The organism is Flavobacteriaceae bacterium GSB9 (assembly GCA_022749295.1).
Lineage (GTDB): Bacteria > Bacteroidota > Bacteroidia > Flavobacteriales > Flavobacteriaceae > Flavisericum.
Genome location: CP062007.1, coordinates 3,174,199 through 3,195,592 on the forward strand (window position 1 = coordinate 3,174,199; position 21,394 = coordinate 3,195,592).

The 21,394-nt window shown below is 37.0% G+C and carries 19 protein-coding genes; 7 read left to right on the forward strand and 12 right to left on the reverse strand.

What is annotated here, in order from left to right:
* Window positions 1–159: 159 nt before the first annotated feature.
* The 3 genes from GSB9_02832 to GSB9_02834 all read left to right on the forward strand — a co-directional run bounded on the left by GSB9_02832 (window position 160) and on the right by GSB9_02834 (window position 2,052).
* A complete protein-coding gene (locus tag GSB9_02832) occupies window positions 160–537 on the forward strand; it encodes a hypothetical protein (GenBank protein UKM66251.1) in 378 nt (125 codons plus the stop codon).
* Window positions 538–634: 97 nt separating this feature from the next.
* Window positions 635–1,423 carry a hypothetical protein gene (locus GSB9_02833; protein ID UKM66252.1) on the forward strand — a complete coding sequence of 263 codons (789 nt, stop codon included), beginning with the start codon at window positions 635–637 and terminating at the stop codon, window positions 1,421–1,423.
* A 257-nt stretch (window positions 1,424–1,680) separates the two neighbouring features.
* Window positions 1,681–2,052, forward strand: a complete 372-nt coding sequence (locus tag GSB9_02834; protein UKM66253.1) for a hypothetical protein — start codon at window positions 1,681–1,683, stop codon at window positions 2,050–2,052.
* 122 nt (window positions 2,053–2,174) lie between these two features.
* On the opposite strand, the gene GSB9_02835 is transcribed toward GSB9_02834, so the two are convergent.
* From GSB9_02835 to GSB9_02842, 8 genes are all read right to left on the reverse strand, one after another.
* Window positions 2,175–3,374, reverse strand: a complete 1,200-nt coding sequence (locus tag GSB9_02835; GenBank protein UKM66254.1) for a glutamate-5-semialdehyde dehydrogenase — start codon at window positions 3,372–3,374, stop codon at window positions 2,175–2,177.
* Between the two features lie 14 nt (window positions 3,375–3,388).
* Entirely contained in the window at window positions 3,389–4,174 is a 786-nt protein-coding gene (gene proB / locus GSB9_02836; protein UKM66255.1) for a glutamate 5-kinase, read from the reverse strand.
* A gap of 1 nt (window position 4,175) precedes the next feature.
* Window positions 4,176–4,982, reverse strand: coding sequence for a pyrroline-5-carboxylate reductase (gene proC / locus GSB9_02837; GenBank protein ID UKM66256.1), 807 nt, complete (start codon window positions 4,980–4,982; stop codon window positions 4,176–4,178).
* Between the two features lie 308 nt (window positions 4,983–5,290).
* On the reverse strand, window positions 5,291–7,540 hold the full coding sequence (locus GSB9_02838) for a polyribonucleotide nucleotidyltransferase (protein ID UKM66257.1): 2,250 nt from the start codon (window positions 7,538–7,540) through the stop codon (window positions 5,291–5,293).
* 179 nt (window positions 7,541–7,719) lie between these two features.
* Window positions 7,720–7,989 (reverse strand): 30S ribosomal protein S15, encoded by a 270-nt coding sequence (gene rpsO, locus GSB9_02839; GenBank protein UKM66258.2) that lies wholly within the window; start codon window positions 7,987–7,989, stop codon window positions 7,720–7,722.
* A gap of 284 nt (window positions 7,990–8,273) precedes the next feature.
* Window positions 8,274–9,131, reverse strand: coding sequence for an acetyl-CoA carboxylase, carboxyltransferase subunit beta (gene accD, locus GSB9_02840; GenBank protein ID UKM66259.1), 858 nt, complete (start codon window positions 9,129–9,131; stop codon window positions 8,274–8,276).
* Between the two features lie 297 nt (window positions 9,132–9,428).
* A complete protein-coding gene (fbaA, locus tag GSB9_02841) occupies window positions 9,429–10,496 on the reverse strand; it encodes a class II fructose-bisphosphate aldolase (GenBank protein UKM66260.1) in 1,068 nt (355 codons plus the stop codon).
* 173 nt (window positions 10,497–10,669) lie between these two features.
* Window positions 10,670–13,153, reverse strand: coding sequence for a BamA/TamA family outer membrane protein (locus GSB9_02842; GenBank protein UKM66261.1), 2,484 nt, complete (start codon window positions 13,151–13,153; stop codon window positions 10,670–10,672).
* 178 nt (window positions 13,154–13,331) lie between these two features.
* On the opposite strand from GSB9_02842, the gene GSB9_02843 reads away from it, so the two are divergent.
* Entirely contained in the window at window positions 13,332–14,069 is a 738-nt protein-coding gene (locus tag GSB9_02843; GenBank protein ID UKM66262.1) for an RNA methyltransferase, read from the forward strand.
* Here GSB9_02843 and GSB9_02844 read toward each other — a convergent pair.
* Both GSB9_02844 and ubiE read right to left on the reverse strand, forming a co-directional pair.
* A complete protein-coding gene (locus tag GSB9_02844) occupies window positions 14,056–14,787 on the reverse strand; it encodes a PorT family protein (protein ID UKM66263.2) in 732 nt (243 codons plus the stop codon). The genes GSB9_02843 and GSB9_02844 overlap by 14 nt on opposite strands.
* 1 nt (window position 14,788) lies before the next feature.
* Window positions 14,789–15,517, reverse strand: a complete 729-nt coding sequence (gene ubiE / locus GSB9_02845) for a bifunctional demethylmenaquinone methyltransferase/2-methoxy-6-polyprenyl-1,4-benzoquinol methylase UbiE (protein ID UKM66264.1) — start codon at window positions 15,515–15,517, stop codon at window positions 14,789–14,791.
* 138 nt (window positions 15,518–15,655) lie between these two features.
* On the opposite strand from ubiE, the gene trkA reads away from it, so the two are divergent.
* From trkA to GSB9_02848, 3 genes are all read left to right on the forward strand, one after another.
* Window positions 15,656–17,005: a Trk system potassium transporter TrkA gene (trkA, locus tag GSB9_02846; protein UKM66265.1), complete on the forward strand. Its 1,350-nt coding sequence runs from the start codon at window positions 15,656–15,658 to the stop codon at window positions 17,003–17,005.
* Between the two features lie 64 nt (window positions 17,006–17,069).
* Window positions 17,070–18,563, forward strand: coding sequence for a TrkH family potassium uptake protein (locus tag GSB9_02847; GenBank protein UKM66266.1), 1,494 nt, complete (start codon window positions 17,070–17,072; stop codon window positions 18,561–18,563).
* Between the two features lie 128 nt (window positions 18,564–18,691).
* Window positions 18,692–18,955 (forward strand): hypothetical protein, encoded by a 264-nt coding sequence (locus GSB9_02848; protein ID UKM66267.1) that lies wholly within the window; start codon window positions 18,692–18,694, stop codon window positions 18,953–18,955.
* Window positions 18,956–19,008: 53 nt separating this feature from the next.
* Here GSB9_02848 and GSB9_02849 read toward each other — a convergent pair whose 3' ends face one another.
* A complete protein-coding gene (locus tag GSB9_02849; protein UKM66268.1) occupies window positions 19,009–20,193 on the reverse strand; it encodes a pyridoxal phosphate-dependent aminotransferase in 1,185 nt (394 codons plus the stop codon).
* Window positions 20,194–20,217: 24 nt separating this feature from the next.
* Window positions 20,218–21,318, reverse strand: coding sequence for an acyl-CoA desaturase (locus GSB9_02850; GenBank protein ID UKM66269.1), 1,101 nt, complete (start codon window positions 21,316–21,318; stop codon window positions 20,218–20,220).
* Window positions 21,319–21,394: the final 76 nt, after the last annotated feature.

Below are 21,394 nucleotides of genomic sequence, written 5' to 3' on the forward strand. Positions count from 1 at the left end.
AGGTGTACCAACAGGGGCCGGGATTTATGAGTTTAAAATTCTTTTGAGTGTTGATTCACTTAACGGTGTAAGTTTATGTGATTCTGCTACGGCATCCAAAGAATACACAATTCAAATAAAATAGTATGCTGTAAAAGCGAAGTAATATTGAATAGAATTATGAAAACAATTAAAAAATTAATCAGGTTAATTGCTAAGTTTTTTGCTTTGGTTGTGCTTTTGCAAAGCTGTACAGTTTATAAATCGGCCAATAGTACTTTAGAACATGCGTTTAAAAGTAAATCGAAAGTTAAGGTTACAACCACTAATAATGATTCATATAGGTTTAAGCGGATTGATTTTGAGCAAGGAAAATTTTATGGCGTTCAAAAAGTTAAAGGTGAATTAAAATATATAACTCTGGATGAGGGTTCGGTTTTAAGTGTAAATGAAGAAAATAGGGCAGTATCCTCAATTTCAACATTTGGAGTTTTTATTGGTTCTATCCTGGGTATAATTGTTACGGCATTTTATTTAGATACCGGAGGGTCTTTATAGTGACCATTTTAATGGTTATAACTTAGTGCCAGTAAACTACATTTATTAATTAGCTAATCAATAAGTGCTTTTTGTACAATTTTAAAAAAATAATATCATGAAAACAATCGAACAAATTTTTTATACAATTCTATTGAGTGTTTGCTTTCAATTGGCTTTTACTCATCCCATATCTGCCCAAAAAAAGATAAAAATTGATGAGCAACTTAAGGAAAATAGTCAATTCTTCACCGTTAAACGAAAAGGAATCAGAGCTATTGGAAGATATAAGTTTGGGCCATTTAAAATAATTTCGGGAAAACAGGGTTGGGTAAAAGTTCGCTCTAAATCACCTTTTTTTGGTGATCATACATCTATAAAATCTTCTTCCAAACAGTCCTTTGTTTTTGTGAATAAAATAGGCGATACCTGTATCGCAAATATCCGTATAACAGAAAATATCGAAACAGATGACGGGAATTGGTTTTCTCGCACTTTCTTAAATTGGTCCGATTCTGAAGTTAAAAAAGGAGAAGGGGTATTTGAAACAGATTTTTCATTTTCAAGAGACACAATTCCATGGAGGCTAACTTTAGTTTATCCTGTTTATGCAGAAGTTCAAAATGGAGATATAAAGCAGGATACTATCACAAAATTTCGGGGCGCTTTGATCGGTGCAAATACCACTATTGAAATTAAAAAAGTTACCGTAAGAGAAGACGGCAAAAAAAGGTCTTGGCTTAACCCCATATTAGGTTATGAACTTTGGCAAGGATCAAAGTCTCTGGCTGCTGTTCAAGTGATGCCAGCTAATAGAATGCATGTCTGGATTCGTGATGATTTAGATTCTTCATTAAAGTTTATTCTGGCCAGTAGCTTGTCAGCCTTACTTGTACATACTCTTTAAAGTAGATTTTGTATAAAAAAATCTTTTTAACAATTGTGTTTCTGTTTGCTATTGGAGCTTCTGCAACTTTAGTGTTTCAAGATGACTTTAAGGTGAGGTAGGGGAATCTAAAATTGGATAGTATTTATGCAAACAACAGAAAACCACCGATTTTATCAGTGGCCTATAAACAAATAAATGCTCGGTTTCAAATTAACCAAAGAGTGAAAGCTTATCATTCATACTGTTACAATTTTAAAACGTTTAAAAATAGAATTATGAAAACAATTAACAAACAACTCAATCTAATCTCACTAATATTTAGTGTAACTATCCTTTTTCAAAGCTGCACGGTTTACCGATCTGACCAGATATCACTAGGACAGGCTGTTGCAAAAGAGTCCAAGGTTAGAATCGAATCCAAAAACAATAATATTGATAAATTTCACAGGATAATACTTGAAGATGGCCATTACTATGGTATCAAGAGAATTAATGGCAAAATCTTAAAATTTGCTTTAAATGAAGATTATACTCACACTGTTAAAGAAAAGGATAAAACAACATCAACAATTTTAACTATTGCGCTGCCCGTAGTGGCAATTGCCACACTCGTTTTAATATCTCAGGATGCCTTTAAATGGTGGTAGGAATTTTTATTTGAAGCGCTGTACAGAGCTACGGTTATTGTACCAATAATTGTGACATAGAGTTTAAGTGAAGAACCACCTAAAATATAGGTGGTTCTGGGATTTATAGATAAATTATGGTTTTAGACTCTAACATGCCCATCACCAAAAACATAATATTTATTGGTAACCAATTGCTTTAATCCAAGTGGGCCACGATGGTGTAACTTATCGGTACTAATGGCCAATTCGGCGCCAACGCCCATTTGTCCACCATCGGTAAAGCGGGTAGAGGCATTGTGGTAAACAGCGGCACTATCCACTTGCTCCATAAATAAATTGGCTTTCTCTTTATCCTCTGTTAGGATGGCTGCAGAGTGCCCGCCAGAATATGTGTTTATGGTTTCTATGGCTTGGTCTAATGAATCAACTTCGGCCAAAAGAATTTTTAAAGCTAAAAACTCTTCGTACCAAGTATCTTCGTTAGGAATTTTATTTTCATTTGGAAGAATTTTTCCAATATTTTCATCTACAAGAATATCAACATTCACATTCTGTAAAACCTGCTGAAGTTCTTTTACTTTTCCTTCGTAGTTAGGTATATTTTTATTGATTAAAACCTTATCCAAGGCGTTGCAACCTGATATTTTGTGGGTTTTGGCATTTACCAATACTTTAACTGTTTTTTTCCAATCAGCATCTTCTGCAACATACAAAAAGTTGTTGCCTCTTCCGCTTATCAATACGGCGCAACTGGCATGGTCTTTAACAAACTTAATAAGACGTTCGCCACCTCGAGGTACGATTAAATCTAAGGGTTCTGATGGATTTCTTAAAAATTCTTGAGTTTCTTCGCGTTTTAGGTGCAAAAGCCTAATCCAGTCTTTATCTAATCCATTTTCAGCTAGAGCTTCATGCCAGCACTCTTCTAAAATCAGGTTGCTATTAATAGCTTCTTTGCCTCCTTTTAATAGTATTTTGTTATTGGCCTTAAACGCCAAAACAGCCGCTTCAATGGTCACATCTGGTCGTGATTCATAAATAATTAAAATAGTTCCGAAAGGAGCTGTTTTGTTAGTTATTTTTAAACCACTATCAAGCGTTACGTTTGAGATTTCCTTTCCAACAGGGTCGTCTTGATCTTTCACTTCTTTTATGGCTTGAATCATACCGTTTACTTTTGCGGAGTCAACTACCAAACGGTCGTAAAGCGCTTGGTCGTCACGGTTAAAAGCGTCGAGGTCTTTTTTGTTGGCTTTTATAATGTTATCACGCTCTCTATCTATAATATTTATCATAGATTGAAGAACATTATTTTTTATATCTGAACTTAAAAGTTTCATGATTTTTTTGTGTTTTAGTGTATAAATTTTGTACCTATTTCTTTATCGTCAATAATGTCGACGATAACATTCTCGCGTTTTCCGTTAGCGATAAAGGTTGGGATGTCTTTTTCGGCAGTGCCTTTGGCTATTTTAATTTTGGAAGCCATACCACCACGGCCTTCGCCTTCTTTTTTGTTAGATGCTTTTACGTATTTCTCAACGTTTTCGTCAACTTTTACTTCTCTAAGTTTTTTTGAACCTTCATCGTCAGGATGCCCTGTGTATAGCCCATCTGTATCAGACAATATAATCAATCTATCAACATCAAGCAACTCGGCAACCAAACTTGCCAATTCATCGTTATCCGAAAACATTGACATGGTAAGCGATACCGCATCGTCCTCATTGGCAATTGGAATAACGCCTTCAGATAAAAGGCCTTCGTAGCAATTAATCATGTTTTCACGGTGCAAGCCAGCATCAAAATCACGTTTTGTAGCTAATACTTGAGCACAATACATACCGTAATCGGCAAAAATATTATAATAATAACGCATCAAACGAGGTTGGCCGATAGACGAATAAATCTGTCTGCGAATCGATTTGTCCTTGGTTTTAGTTGCGCCAAGTACTTCTCTTCCTGCTATGGCCGAACCCGATGATACTAAAATCACCATAATGCCACGCTCATAAAGTACTGCGATTTGTCTAACTAATTCCCTCAAAACAGGGCCTAAAATTCGGTTGTCTCTGTTGGTTAGTACATTGGTGCCAACCTTAACAACTACTCTTTTAATTTCTTCTTGATCTTCTGCCATTTTATTTGTTTTTACCTAGTTCAACAGCTCTGTTGAAAGCGGCAAATGCCCCTTCTTGAATAAATTGATTTACATTGTTGCTTACCATCGAATCTATGGCTGCTTGCGTTGTACCTCCTTTTGAAGCTACTCGGCTTATCCAAGTTTCTGGTGTTATGTCCGATTGTTTATAGAGTTCAACAGCGCCTTCAAAGGTGTTGGTTACCATGGTTTTAGAGTCTTTTTCGGAGAAGCCCATTTTTTTTGCGGCTTCCATCATGGCTTGCATGAAATAGAACACGTATGCAGGACCACTTCCCGAAATACCAGTTGAAGCATCAATAAAATTTTGCGTGCTTACATGGATGGATGCTCCCGTAGTATCTAAAAGGCCTTGAACCATAATAAGTTCTACGTTTGAAACCTCGCTAGAGGCGGTAAAAGAGGTTACGCCTTTACCAACTTGAGCTGGTAAATTGGGCATAGTTCTAACTACTTTTGTAGCGTCTAATTTTTGTTGAATGGTTTCTATGGTAACACCGGCCATTAAAGAAACAAATATCTGCCCTTTATTAATCATGGGCTTGATTTCTTCAAACAGCGCATCACTGTGGTAAGGCTTAACTGCTATAAAAACGACATCGGCCTCTGGTAGGCAGTCGTTCAAATTGTCGTAAACATCAAATCGTTCGTCTTTGCTTAAAGTTGTAATTTTTTCTGGGTCAGTGTCGTAAATTTTGAGTTTGTTTTTACTCAATAGTGGCGATTTTGCCATGCCTTCTGAGTATGTTAAACCCATGTTTCCTGCTCCAATTACTAATACTTTCATAAATGTTTTTTGGTTAATAAACTTATTTGTTTGGCTTATAAGCCGCAATTTTTATGCGACAATGCCAAAATGGAATTTAGTTTTTTAGATTTTTGGTAATTTAATGTTTTTTGAAGTTTTGTTAAAATATTTGTAGGCAAAATGCCGAAAAGGTTGTATAAATGACAATTTCATAATTTACATAAACAAATAAAACTGACAGTATGTCGGTGACATTTTGTGGAAAAGCAAAGAGGTTTATTGAGAATAACAAAAAAAGTCCGTCTCAAATTTTGAAACGGACTTAACTTTATTAAGATTAAAAGAAATTAATTATCTCTTTTGTCTCCTCTTGGTCTTCTATCGTCACGACGGTTGTCCCGTCCACGATTGTCTCTACCTCTATTGTCGCGTCCACCACGGTTGTTGTCGCGCGGAGGTCTTTCTTTAAAACCTTCAGGTTTTGGTAAAAGCGCTTTTCTAGACACTTTTTCCTTTTTCGTTCTAGAATCAATACCAAAGTATTTTACATCAAAAACATCGCCCATGTTAACCACGTCGCTAACGTTTTCGGTACGTTCCCAAGCCAATTCGCTTACGTGCAACAATACTTCGTTTCCTGGAGCTTCGGTATATTCAACTACAGCACCAAAATCAAGCATTTTAATTACTTTTACTTCGTAAACGCTGCCTACTTCAGGTTTAAACATTAACGCATCAATTTTTGCTAGAACGGCCTCGATACCTTCTTGTCCGGTACCTAAGATTTCAACGATACCTTCTTCGGTAACAGGGTCTTCATTGATAACGATGGTTGTATTGGTTTCTTTCTGTAATTCTTGGATTACTTTTCCGCCAGGACCAATAAGTGCGCCAATAAATTCGTTAGGAATAATTCGTGTAACCATTTTAGGCGCATGCGATTTAACATCGGTACTTGGTGTGGCAATAGTTTCAGTAATCTTACCTAATATATGTAAACGACCCTCGCGAGCTTGTTTTAAAGCGTTAACAAGTATTTCGTATGAAAGGCCTTTTACTTTAATGTCCATTTGGCAAGCCGTAATACCATCAGCTGTACCGGTTACTTTAAAGTCCATATCACCTAAGTGGTCTTCATCTCCTAATATATCTGAAAGTACGGCGTATTTTCCGCTTTCGGTATCGGTAATCAATCCCATGGCAATACCAGAAACAGGTTTTTTAAGTTGAACCCCAGCATCCATCATGGCCATAGTTCCGGCGCAAACCGTTGCCATAGATGACGAACCGTTAGATTCTAATATTTCAGAAACAACACGAACGGTGTATGGGCAATCTTCTGGAACCATGCCTTTTAATGCACGTTGTGCTAAGTTTCCATGGCCAATTTCACGACGCGATGTGCCACGAATTGGACGGGCTTCACCGGTTGAAAAAGGAGGGAAGTTATAGTGTAAATAAAAACGTTCTTCGCCTTCAAATGACGGCATGTCTATTTGGTTGGCTTCTCTCGATGTTCCTAAGGTAACAGTGGCCAAGGCTTGAGTTTCGCCACGTGTAAAGATTGACGAACCGTGGGTTGATGGTAAATAATCGACTTCGCACCAAATTGGGCGGATGTCGGTCGTTTTACGGCCATCTAAGCGTAAACCTTCATTTAGAGTGAGGTCTCTTACGGCTGCTTTTTCAGCTTTGCTGTAGTATTTTGAGATTAAATCGGCTAATTCTTCTTGTTCTTCTTCAGAAAAGGAAGCAATAATTTCTTCTTTTATTTCTGCAAATGCAGCCCCTCTTTCGTGTTTTGAAGAGCCTGCTTTGGCTACGGCGTATACTTTGTCGTACGCCATATCATGAATTTTCTTGGCCAAATCTTCATCTTCTGCTTCCGGCTCATATTCACGGGTTTCTTTTTTGCCAAAAGCTTCAGCTAATTTTACTTGAGCTTCACATTGCACTTTAATAGCTTCGTGTGCAAATTTGATAGCTTCTGTCATTTCTTCTTCAGAAATCTCATCCATCTCTCCTTCAACCATCATTACTGAGTCTGCACTGGCACCAATAATCATGTCGATATCAGATTCTTCTAATTGCGCTAAAGATGGGTTGATGATAAGCTCACCATTTATGCGGCCAACTCTAACCTCAGAAATAGGGCACTCAAATGGGAAATCTGATAATTGAATGGCAGCAGAAGCCGCTAAGCCTGCCATAGCATCGGGCATAACGTTTTCGTCATGAGACATCAATTGAATCATCACTTGGGTTTCGCTGTGGTAATCTTTTGGGAAAAGCGGACGCAATACGCGGTCTACTAAACGCATAGTTAAAACCTCGCCGTCGCTTGGTCGGGCTTCTCTTTTAAAGAATCCACCAGGGTAGCGACCTGCAGCGGCAAACTTTTCACGGTAATCTACCGTTAATGGTAAAAAGTCAACATCGGCCGACTTGTAATTGGAAACTACTGTACAAAGCAGCATGCAGTTTCCAGATTGCACAACAACGCTACCATGAGCTTGTTTTGCTAATTTTCCGGTTTCGATAGAAATTTCTCTACCGTCACCAAGGTCTATAACCTCTTTAAAAACTTGTGGAATCATAAAATTTTTCTTGTAATTTAGGCGCAAGCCCAAATCGTGTTAAACAATGGTCGTGTGTTGTTGTGTGTAGTTGTTGTAAATGACCAATGAAAAACTGTGATAAGCTTCTTCAAAACGCTTTTATACTCGACGCAGAGTTGTATTTAAAACAAAAAAGAGGCCGTAATAGCCTCTTTCTTTTATTTTCTTAGTCCTAATTCTTTAACTATCGCACGATATCTTAAGATATCTTTTTTGGTTAGATAGTCAAGCAAAGCACGACGTTTACCTACTAGGCTAACTAACGAGCGCTCAGTGTTAAAGTCTTTTTGATTGTTTTTTAAATGCTTTGTTAAGTGGTTGATTCTGTGTGTAAACAACGCAATTTGCCCTTCAGTGCTACCGGTGTCGTTTTTACCTTTACCGTGTTTAGCAAAGAGGTTTTCTTTTTCTTCTTTTGATAAATACATGCTAATATTATTGTAAATGATTGTTATGTACACGAAAGCCTTTCTTTCGAGCGGCAAAGATAGATAATTTTTATGATTCGGCAACATTTCTTTTCTTATAAAGTTTTACTGTAGCAAAGCAAAATAAAATTGAAGCTTTTCCTGAAAATTAAATCCGAATGAATAAAATGTAGTTTTTAGGTTTTAGGTTGCCTAAGGACTGTTTGGGTTGGTTATGGCTAAGTGTTTAAAACCAAAAGCGCCCAAAACAAATTTCGGGCGCTTTTGGTTTTGTTGATTGTGATTTAAACTCTTAAAGGTTGGTTTAATATTAAATCGAGATATTGGTTTACTTTATTTTTTAGGTCTTTTCTTAGTGTGATAAAATCTAAGAAGCCATGTTCTAAAAGAAACTCCGAAGTTTGAAAGCCTTCAGGTAAATCTTTACCGGTGGTGTCTCTTACAATTCTTGGGCCTGCAAAACCAATGAGGGCACCAGGCTCGCTAATATTAATGTCTCCTAGCATAGCAAAAGAGGCTGTTGTTCCTCCAGTTGTTGGATCGGTACAAAGTGAGATATAAGGAATTCCTGCGTCTGCCAACTGCGCCAATTTAACCGATGTTTTGGCCAATTGCATTAACGAAAATGCAGCTTCCATCATACGGGCGCCTCCAGATTTAGAGATTACCATAAGCGGTATTTTTTTCTTCAAAGCATAATCCGCAGCTCTGGCAATCTTCTCCCCAACTACGCTTCCCATAGAACCACCAATAAAAGCAAAATCCATACAGGCAACAACTAAATCTTTGCCTTTAGATTTTCCAACAGCTGTTCTAATGGCGTCTTTTAATTCTGTTTTTTCCTGAGCAGATTTTAAACGGTCTGGGTATTTTTTTGTATCAACGAATTTCAAAGGATCTTTAGATTCTAAGTTGGCATCTAATTCTTTGAATTTATTATCGTCAAAAAGTATTTCGAAGTACTCTTTACTGCCAATTCTAACGTGGTAACCGTCTTCAGGACTTACGTAAAAGTTTTTTTCAAGTTCTTCTGCGTCAACTATTTTTCCAGTAGGCGATTTATACCACAGCCCTTTTGGGGTGTCTTTCTTTTCCTCTGTTGTTGTTGTTATTCCTTTTGTTTTTCTTTTAAACCAAGACATACTAATTTTTCTGTTTTTTATCTTCCTCTTATAAAAAAGAGAATTTTGTTTTAGTTAGACCGCTTGGGCTTTTGCATCAAAAAATTAAGAAAGCCCCAAATATTTTCATATATGCAATTAACGGTTTGCAAAAAAACCAATTACAAAATTAAGTCTTTTTTTGATTTTGAGGTAACCAATAAAGGTTTTGTTTGTCGTTTCTTTTTTCTACTTCTGTTAAGATACTGTTTTTAAACCGTATAACAAAAAAAAGACCTCTGTGGGAGAGGTCTTTTTTGTGCGTATTTTAAACTATAATTATAGTGTGTTTACGTTGTTTAGGTCTTCGAAAGCTTTTTTCAAGCGCTCCACAAACGATTTTTCTCCTTCGCGCAACCAAACACGAGGGTCGTAGTATTTTTTGTTTGGAACGTCGGCGCCATCGGGATTTCCTATTTGAGCTTTCAAATATTCGGCTTTCTCTCCCATATAATCCCTAATGCCACTCATAAAGGCGTATTGCAAATCGGTATCGATATTCATTTTTATAACACCATAGCTGATACCTTCTCTGATTTCCTCAACTGAAGAACCCGAACCACCATGGAATACAAAATCGATGTGGTTATGCTCTACGCCGTATTTTTTAGTGATATACTCTTGCGAGTTTTTCAAGATTTTTGGAGTTAATTTTACGTTACCAGGCTTGTAAACCCCATGAACGTTACCAAAAGCAGCGGCAATGGTAAACCTTGGGCTTACTTTGCTCAATTCTTCGAATGCATACGCTACTTCTTCGGGTTGTGTATATAATTTAGAGTCATCAACATCTGTGTTGTCTACACCATCTTCTTCGCCACCTGTTATGCCAAGCTCAATTTCTAAAGTCATGTCCATTTTGCTCATGCGCTCTAGATATTGCTTGCAGATTTCTATATTTTCTTCGATAGGTTCTTCTGAAAGATCGATCATATGAGAACTGAACAGCGACTTTCCTGTTTCTTTATAATGTTGTTCGCTGGCATCTAGCATACCATCAATCCAAGGCAATAGTTTTTTTGCACAGTGGTCGGTATGTAAAATTACGGGAACACCATAAGCTTCAGATAAAGTGTGTACGTGCTTAGCACCAGCAATAGCACCAGCAATAGCAGCTTTTTGGTTGTCGTTGCTTAAGCCTTTTCCTGCGTTAAATTGAGCGCCACCGTTTGAAAATTGGATAATTACAGGAGCGTTTAAATCGCGAGCCGTTTCTAAAACACCGTTGATAGTGTCAGAACCTATAACGTTAACTGCGGGTAACGCATAGTTGTTGGCCTTTGCATGGTTGAATATAGCTTGAACTTCATCGCCTGTGGCTACACCTGGTTTTATGTTGTGTCCCATATTTTTCTATTTGAGTGATTAGTAAATTAATATGTTTTCAAAAGTAATCAATTTTTAAATAAATCATTGAGATTTTAAGTTGGGAAACAGTATAAAAAGTACTAAAACGTTATAGTTTTTTTAGTTCAAGAGAAAAATTAAAGTAATTTGATAAAATGCACTGATCCTTTTATTTAGAATGGATAGTTTATACCAATGTTATAAACGGCGTTAGAAAAGTTGTAATCGTTAAACCATCGGTTTTGGTCGCCATAAAAAGGGTCGTAGGTTTTAAAGCCAATATCAAACCTAAAAACAAAAAAGCTAAAATCGTAACGCAGGCCAAATCCTGAGCCAACGGCAATATCTTTTAACGAGTTGAAACTATTGAATACGGCACCTTCGGTTGTAGTGTTGTCCAGAACATTCCAAATATTTCCAGCATCAACAAAAATGGCACCATTGAGGTCTTCAAAAATGTTGAATCGCTGTTCGGCACTCAATGCTAATTTTAAGTTAGCCTCATTAAACTCGTTGGTAGTATTAGAGCTTCCCGGTCCTAAACTATAAGCTGTCCATGCTCTATTATCGTTGGGGCCACCAGCAAAGAAACTCTTTGCGAACGGAATACTGTTAGAATTGCCATAGGGTATAGCAAGACCGAAAAAGCTTCGCATTGCTAGTACGTTTTTCTTGCCTAAATCCCAGTGTTTGGTGTATTCAAATTCGGTTTTCGCGTATTGCGAATAGGCGACATCAAACAATTCAAAACGATTGTTGCTGTTTTTTTGAAATCCTAGAAGTTCAGATCCTGTTGCCAGCAAATTGCCCGCCAATTCTAGTTTAGCTCGAAAAATGAAGAAATCTTCATCAAATAAATTGGTACGCTCGTCGTAAGTTAAACTGTAACTTGACGAGATAATTAGGTTGTTTTCGGTGAGTCGTTCTTTTCGTTCTTTAATATTGCTTACCGTAGAAACTTGTTCGTTGTTGATATCGGGGGGCAAGGGGCTGGTTAATGCGTAATCAATAAATTCGTCGGCCTGGTTAGGGAATTCTAAATTTTCTTCTTGGTTTATGTATCCAATATCTCTGGCCACTTCATTTAATGAGGCTAAAGAGTTTTGGTAAACACCAAAATAATTATCAATATTTAGGTTTCTAACATATTGCACATTAAAAACATCTAGCCTATTGGTAGCATTGTTGTTAGGGTGCCAATTGTAATTGAATATCCCGCTAAAAGTTTGTTTGTCAAGACCGATATTAGTCTGGCTTGTCGAGGCTAAACTAATTCTTGTACTGGGCAGCATATACTTAGGAATGAGGTTTTCGGTGTAAAACGGGGTAAATAATCTAGGAATAGTTAGTTTAAAATCGAGCCCAAACTCGTTAATATCGAAAAACGGATCGCCCTTTTCTCTGGCATCATCAGATGCGCCGATAGACCCAATGGCTGATATTTGTAAAGTTTCAGCGCCCCTAAAAATATTTCTAATAAGCAAGCTAGGGTTTAGTGAAAAGCCCACAGTCTGTATGTTGCTCGTGGATACATCGGTGTTAAGTCCTAAGCTAAACTTTTTTAGTGGTGTTAGTCTAATGGTGTCTGTAAGGGTGTGGTCTGCATTTTCAATGTATTCAATATTGGGGTATTTAAATGTGCGCAGTTCGTTTAAATGACGATAGGTTCGAGTTCGGTCAATATCCCTAAAAACTTCGCCGGGTGTAATGAAAACGGCATCGGTTAATGCTTTGGGTTGGTAACGCATTTTGCCATAGCTGTAAAGTTTGTAGCTATTGTACGAAATAGAATCCTGAAAAGGTTTGCCTCGGTTTTCAAATGTATAATCGGTAATAATGTTTACATTTTTAACCTTGTAAATTTCAAAGGGTTCGTGTCTAATCGAGTCTGGTGTTCTTATGGCTCTGTCTTGAACAATAATGTCTACGTTTACCTTTTTGTTTGTTCCAATGGTATCCATTTCAAAAGCAATATAATCTTGGTTAAAATGGTATAAACCAGAATTTCTTAACGCGCTGGAAATACGTTCGCGCTCGCCTTCAAAGTTTGAGGTTTTATACTGTTGCCCCGATTTAATTATGGCATTGTCCTTTATGTCTTTATAGAGTTGTTTAACCGCAGGCGATGTAATGATTTCAGAAATAGAGTCGAGAATAAAGGGCGCACCTGTTTCTACATGATATTCGATTTCGGCACGTTGCTTTTCTGTTTTATTGATGTCATAATCGGTTTTTACATTAAACCATCCGTTGTTAATGTGATAGTCTTGAAGTCTTTTTTCGGTTTTTTTAGTGAGATTCTCGTCAACAACAGTGGGCGGTTCGCCTGTTCTTTTTAACCAATGGTTAAAACCCACTAAAGACGTTTTTAGTTTGTCGACCTGTTTTTTTGAGTATCTTTTTATAAGGCGTTCTCGTCGTTTGGGCTTTTTGTCTAACCAAGCCTCAAAAAGCGAATCTCTGTTGGGGCGGGCTAGATTATAAATGTGCAATCTAAGCGGGATGCCGGCTATTTTTCGGTTCGCCTTTTGGTGGATTAGGTTGTTTAAGGTAACGCTGTTGTCTTTTTTGTTATTTACGGTTATGGTGTTTTTTGTTAATAAATACTCGTCTTCGGCAACTCTTTTTGCAGCGTCACAAGAGATAAAACATCTCATAAAAATGATTAGAATGAATATTTTTGAGAGTCGTCGTTTCAAATGAAATTTCGGTTAATTTAAGTGCTGTTCGAGTTATTTTTTGTTCAAAAATACACTATTTAGGCTGAAATAAATAGTATAATTGCTAGGGCATAATATTATTTTCTTTTCTTTATAAAAATTTTATGGAAACCTTATGATTTCTAAAAACCAAATCAAGTTAATAACGTGCTTAAACCAAAAAAAGTTTAGGCAAAAGCATGGTTTTTTTGTTGCTGAAGGTGTTAAAACCATTAACGAACTACTACATTCTTCGCTTAAGCTCCACGAATTATTTACGACTGAATCCTTCAAAATGGATGCCATAAATGAAACGATTATTTCAGAAAAGGAGCTGAAACGCATAAGTTTTTTAAAAACACCAAATAAAGCCTTGGCTATTTTTGAAATTCCAGACTCAAAGCCTATAAGCAATAAGGGTTTGATTGTAGCATTAGATGCTGTTAGCGATCCTGGAAATCTTGGTACAATTATTAGGCTTTGTGATTGGTTTGGAGTAAGCGATTTGATTTGTAGCAGTCATACTGTAGATTGTTTTAACCCCAAAGTCGTGCAGGCTACTATGGGTTCCATAACACGGGTTAATGTTTGTTATGTTGATTTAGCCAACTTTTTAAGTACCTACAATGGCTCTGTTTTTGGTGCCTCTATGGATGGTGAAAATGTGTATCAATCAAGCTTACCAAAAAGTGGCGTGTTGGTTATGGGAAATGAGGCTAAAGGTATTTCAAACCAAATTGAAAGACTGATTACAGAAAAAATAGCTATCCCTAGGTTTGGAGACTTGCAAGCCACTGAAAGTTTAAACGTGGCAACAGCTACCGCTATTTTATTGAGTGAGTTTAAGCGAGGGGGCATAATTACTGAAACGTAAAATTAATAAAAACACCACGTGTTTTCATACTATTAATGTTGCTGGTCCAAGGGCTGTTGGGGTCTTCGTCGCGCACCAATTCATCATTTATTCCAAAAACACCACGTATGGAAGGGGTGAACTTAAAATTGTACAAATAAAAATCGATACCGAAACCTAGCTCGTAAAAAATAGAATTTTTAGTAGTTCTAAACTGTCCGTTGCTATTATCCTCAGGATTTTTTTCGTTACTAGACAAATTTAAAGCCGTTGAGAAACCGCCAACAATAAACGGTTTGAAATTATTGATGCGCTTGGTGGAAACTTTTACCAAAAGCGGCACGTGAATGTAGGTCGATTTAACTTCCCTTATTAAATCTGAAGATTTTACATCCGGAATGCCCTCAAAATATTCTTGATTGTAATAGAGTTCCCTTGTGGTAATTAAAAGTCCTGGTTCTAAACGCAAGTCTATAAAATTGTTAACACGCAGGTTTCCTATTAGCCCAACGTTAAAACCGGCATTTCTTTTTACATATATATCTTTAAGGTCGTCGTTATAGTCAAAATTAAAATCGTAACTACTAAAACCCAAAAAGTAGCCCCAACGTAGTAATTTGTTATCGGTTGAACCACGACCTTGGTTAGCATCGTAGGTTACTTTTTCTTTTTTAAAGAGCTGGGCGCAGGAGGTTTGCGATATAAATAAAAAAGCAAATAATACAAAAACGTACTTCATGTTATGACTTGGATGATTTATAGATTGTGGCCACACCAAACGTTTGTGGAAAATCTTCAACATTTATAAACCCAATTTTACGCAAAATATTGTTTAAAGCTTCTCCATAAGGAAAAACAGATGCCGATTCGCTTAAGTATTTATAGGCACTTCGGTCTTTAGAAAATATTTTACCAATAATAGGTAAAATATTGTTAGAGTAGAATTTGTAGCCTTGTTTGTACGGTGTTTTAGTGGGGACCGAGGTTTCCAAAATAACAAAAGTACCACCTGGCTTTAACACTCTTAAAATTTCTTTGAGTCCGTTTTCTAAGGTTTCAAAATTACGAACGCCGAAAGCTACAGTAATGGCATCGAAAGTATTGTCTGCAAAAGGCATATTTTCGCTATCGCCCAAAACCATTTCAATTCTGGAATCTAAATTTTTCTTTCTTACTTTCTGTTTTCCTATTTCAAGCATGCCGGAGCTAATATCTAAGCCAACTATTTTTTTAGCATTGGTTTCTGCTAGATTTATGGCCAAATCGCCAGTGCCGGTAGCAATATCTAAAATAGTTTTAGGGTCGTTTTCGGCAACAAGCTTTACTACTTTTTTTCGCCATTTTATATCTATTCCGAACGAAATAACACGGTTCAAACCATCATAGTCTCCAGAAATGGTGTCGAACATTTTAGTGACTTGTTCCTTTTTGCCCAAATCACTGTTTTTATAAGGCTTTACTTTTGACAAACTTGAAAATTTTTCGACAAATATAAACTTTTACTAATGCATAAAATAATAAGTGGCTGAATATTATAAAGAAGCAATTTAATATGTGAGTATCTAATTTATAGTATATTTGCCGTACTTTTTATGATTATATAGATAATGAAAATTATTATTGCCGGAGCTGGTGAAGTTGGATTTCATTTAGCAAAACTGCTGTCTTACGAATCTCAAGAGATTACGTTAATAGACACCGACAAGGAGTGTTTAGCCTATGCCGATACCCATTTGGATATTAAGGTAATTCGCGGCGATGCCACATCCATAGCCATTTTAAAAGATGCCAGAGTGGAGTCTTCCGATTTGTTTATTGCCGTAACATCTAGCGAAACCACAAATATTACAGCTTGTGTGTTGGCCAAGCAGTTGGGCTCCAAAAAAACCATTGCCAGAATATCAAACACAGAATTTATACGCCACAAAGACGAGGTGGGGTTCACCGAATTTGGAATTGATGAATTAATTTCACCTGAGTCGTTGGCAGCTTCAGAGATTGAATTGTCACTTAAACAGTCGTCCTTTAACGATACTTATGAGTTTGAAAATGGCGCTTTAACCATGGTAGGTTTAACTTTGTCTAAGTCAGCCTCATTTGTTGGCAAAACAGTAAAAGAAGCTGCCAGAATATTTCCTGAGATTCATTTTGTGCCCATTGCCATTCAGCGTTTTGGTACGCAATATACCATAATTCCGCGTGGCGATACTCAGTTTAAGCGTGGCGATAATGTAGTTTTTATTACAACCGAAGGCGGCGGGGAAGAATTGTGCCGACTCACTGGAAAATCCAACACGGAAATAAAAAATGTCATGATTTTGGGCGGAAGTCAAATTGGTTTTAAAACGGCTCGCGATCTGTCAAGTAAGGGCTTTAATGTAAAATTATTTGAAGCCAATAGAGAACGTGCTTTCGATATAGCCGATGAACTGCCCAACGTGTTGGTAATTAACAGTGACGGAAAAAATGTTGATGTATTAGAGGAAGAAAACATTACCGAAATGGACGCGTTTATTGCGGTAGGGGCCAATTCTGAAACCAATATTATGTCTTGTTTAGTGGCAAAATCGAAAGAGGTTAAGAAAACGGTAGCTTTGGTTGAAAATATGGACTATTTTGAACTTTCGCATTCTGTGGGCATTGAAACGCTAATCAATAAAAAACTGCTTGCTGCAAATACCATCTTTAGATACATTAGAAAAGGAGAGGTTGTGGCTATGACAAAACTTAACAATATGAATGCCGAATTGTTGGAGTTCGAGGTTAAGTCAACTTCTGCAATATGCAATAAATACATCAAGAATATTGATTTTCCTAGATCGGCCATTATTGGAGGTGTTGTTAGGAACGGGGAAGGTATTATCGCCTTAGGAGGATTTAAAATTCGTGAAGGCGATCGTGTTGTGGTGTGTAGCCTGTTGCAATCCATAAAGGGTGTAGAACGATTATTTCGTTAACCTAAATCACTTAAATTATTCTCAATTGAAGCATGACACACTTGTCTTAAGTTAAAAAAACATTATGAAGCTTAACTACAAAATCATTTTTCATTTTCTAGGGTTATTATTGCTTTTTAATGGTAGTTTTATGCTCCTATCATCGCTCATTAGTTTTATTTACCAAGATGGGGTGAGTCTACAATTGTTTATGTCTGGTATTATAACAGCGATAATTGGAGGCATAAGCATGGTGTTAACACGATCGCACAGAAAAGAAATAAATAAGCGCGAGGGCTATATAGTAGTAGGTTTTGGTTGGGTAATTATGTCGCTTTCAGGAACCTTGCCTTATTTGCTTACAGAAAGTATTCCAAGTTTTACTAATGCTTTTTTTGAAACAATGTCGGGTTACACCACAACGGGAGCCTCTATTTTAAACGATATCGAGGCTGTACCAAAAGGTGTTTTGTTTTGGCGAAGTTTAACCCATTGGATTGGGGGTATGGGTATTATTGTTTTGGCTATTGCTATTTTACCTTTATTGGGTATTGGTGGTATGCAGCTTTTTGCTGCAGAAGCGCCTGGCCCAAGTGCCGATAAATTACACCCTAGAATTACAGATACAGCAAAACGCTTATGGCTTATTTATTTTGGTTATACCGCGGCAGAAACATTGCTTTTAAATCTTGCGGGGATGTCGTTTTTCGATGCCATAAACCATGCCTTATGTACCTTGTCAACTGGTGGGTTTTCAACCAAAAATGCAAGTGTAGCCTATTGGAATGATAGCCCTGTAATCCAGTATATTATAATTTTATTCATGTTTTTGGCGGGCACCAACTTTGTGTTGAGTTATTTTGCCTTTAAGGGAAAGGTGCAAAAAGTAATTCATGACGAAGAGTTTAAACTCTATTTTAAGTTTATAACTATTTTTACGGCTATTGCAGCCCTGCTTATTTATTTTAAGGCAGATGTTTCGGCTTCAACTATCGACCATCCCATGGTTTGGGGTAAGGGCGAAAGCGCGTTTAGGCATGCCTTGTTTCAGGTTTTAACCGTAATAACCACAACGGGCTTTGTGTCTGCCGATTATACTATGTGGACACCCTTTTTAGTAGTGTTCTTTTTCGGACTCATGTTTTTGGGGGGCTCTGCAGGTAGTACCTCGGGAGGGGTTAAAGTGGTACGCCATCTTATCCTTATAAAAAATGGTTTTCTGGAATTTAAGCGTACGCTACACCCGAGTGCTATTTTGCCAGTGCGTTATAACAAAAGAGCCATTTCGGGCGATATTGTGTTCAATATCTTAGGGTTCTTCATTCTATATATGCTTTCGTTTATAATTGGGGCTTTGGTGTTTGCTATGTTTGGTCTCGATTTTAAGTCGGCTATTGGTTTGGCCGCATCCACGCTTGGTAACGTTGGTCCAGCATTAGGCGATTTTGGGCCGGTTAACAACTACGCAGCACTGCCCGATTTGGCACAATGGTGGGCGTCGTTTTTAATGCTTATTGGCCGTCTAGAACTCTTTACGGTGCTTATTTTGTTTACGCCGTTCTTTTGGCGAAATAGGTAGGCTTATATTGTTATTCAATAATCCAGCATAACCAATTTACTAGTCTTAAATGTGACTAGTGCTAGTTCGTGTTGTAACATTTTATTCATTTATGATACTAATACTTATGAATTTAAACTTTATAAATTATGAGTTTTGGTGTCGTGCAATCAGCTATTTCTTCTATAAAAAACAATAGAAGTTTACTGTCTAAAAAGGATAAATTCAAAAATATGCTATCGGCTAAAAATGCCAATAAACTAGAGTTTAAAACTGCTAATGCCTCTTCTTATGAATTAAAAAAGTTACGAGATCGATTACGAAAAGAAAACAGAAGAATAAAACTCAAACGAAATATATTTGTTGGAAGTGTGATGCTCGTTTTGATTGTGCTGTTCCTGTATTTCATATAATAAAAAAGCCACTAAACTTACTTAGTGGCTAATTCATTTTATAAAATTAAAGTTTAGCTTACAGCCTCTTTAATACGTTTTATAGCTTCGATAATTTGCTCGTTTGAGGCCGCGTAAGAAATCCTGATACAATCTGGGTTTCCAAAAGCTTCACCGGTAACGGTAGCTACAAGCGCTTCTTCCAAAAGGAATAATGAAAAATCTGAAGCATTGTTTATTTTCTTGCCTTTTAAGGTTTTTCCGAAGAAGTGGGTCACATTAGGGAACACGTAAAAAGCACCTTCGGGTACGTTGCACTTAAAGCCTTCAATTTCATTTAATAAGCCTAAAATTAAATCGCGACGTTGTTTAAACTCATCGATCATGTATTTTACTTTTTCTGGCGATTCATTGCAAGCAGTAATTACGGCACGTTGTGCAATACAGTTGGCACCGCTAGTGGCTTGGCCTTGTAATTTGTTGCAAGCACGGGCTATTTTTTCTGGAGCACCAATATACCCTATACGCCATCCGGTCATAGCAAACGCTTTCGATACACCATTTACGGTAATGGTACGATCGTACATCTCTTCAAAATTGGCAATGCTTGTGTGGCCTTGTCCGTAGTTAATGTGCTCATAAATTTCATCAGAAACTACATAAATATCTGGATGTTTAACCAATACATCAACCAACGCTTTAAGTTCTTCTTTACTGTACACCGAACCACTTGGGTTACATGGTGAGCTAAACCACATCATTTTGGTTTTTGGGGTAATGGCAGCTTCTAATTGCTCGGCTGTCATTTTAAAATCTGTAGCAATGGTAGTTTTAACTTCTACTGGAACACCTCCAAATAATTTAACAATATCTGAATAGCTTACCCAATATGGGCATGGCAAAATAACTTCGTCGCCATCGTTAATCATAACACCAGCAACATTAAATAACGATTGTTTGGCACCTGTTGATACTACAACCTGCGATGGGGTGTAGGTAAGGTTGTTGTCGCGTTTAAACTTGGTGATTATGGCATCCTTTAAATCGGCATATCCATCAACTGGCGAGTATGAATTATAATTGTCGTTAATGGCCTGGATAGCGGCTTCCTTTATGAAATCTGGTGTGTTAAAGTCTGGTTCACCAAGACTTAAACCAATAATATCTTTGCCTTCGCCTCTTAATTCTCTCGCTTTTGCAGCCATGGCCAACGTAGCAGAGGTTGCCATGTTTAAAATTCTATCAGATAGTAATTGCATGTAATTTAGGTAAATAAATTATGATTAGACTTGCAACGCCGGTTTTCTCCCCATTTCCTTTAAATACTTAAAATGGGAAATAATGGCGCTGCGGGTTGTTTTATATTCGTTATAGGGTAAGTTAAATTCCTTTGCTGTTTCTTTAACTATTTTTGAAATTTTGGTATAGTGCACATGGCTAATGTGCGGAAAAATATGATGTTCAACTTGATGATTCAATCCGCCAGTAAACCAATTGACAATTTTGTTTTTTGTACTGAAATTGATGGTGGTTTTAAGTTGATGGATGGCCCAAGTATTTTTTAACGAGCCATCTTTTTCAGGAAGTGGCATTTCGGCTTCGTCCATAACGTGTGCCAATTGAAACACAACACTTAAAATTAAGCCGGCAGTATAATGCATTACAAAAAAGCCGATAAGGATTTTCCACCAAGCAATGTCTAAGATTAACATGGGAATAACAATCCAGATGGCGACATAAATAATTTTTGATATCACCAATTTACTCCAGTTCCAAACTGGATTCGGGAATTTTCCATAAGACAATTTACGCTTCATATAGCGTTTCATTTGTAACCAATCGGTGGTAATAGCCCAGTTGATGGTTAGCAATCCATAAAGTAAAACCGAATAGAAATGTTGAAATTTATGGTACCATTTCCACTCAGAGTGTTTGGTGAATCGTAATATTCTACCAGCATCTAAATCTTCGTCGTGCCCATGTACATTGGTGTAGGTGTGGTGCAGTACGTTGTGCTGTACTTTCCAGTTGTAAACATTCCCGGCAAGGATGTAAATACTACTTCCCATCAAGCGGTTAACCCAGGCTTTGTTAGAAAACGAACCATGGTTGCCGTCGTGCATAACATTCATGCCCACGCCAGCCATGCCAATTCCCATAACAACGGTAAGCAGCAATTGCGCCCAACCAGGCATATCTAAGGTCAGTAATAAAAAATAAGGTGTTAAAAATAAAGAGAACATTACTACGGTTTTAACCCATATTTTCCAATTACCGGTACGTTTTACTTTGTTTTCTTTAAAGTAATCGTTAACCCTTTTGTTTAATGTCCTGAAAAATTTAGCAGAATCTTTTCTTGAAAACGAAAGTGCTTGTTTAGTCATGTTGGTATTTTAATATGATTAATTTTTAAATTTCGATTGATCATACCCAAGGGCAAAGATAGGTATAAACAAAGTT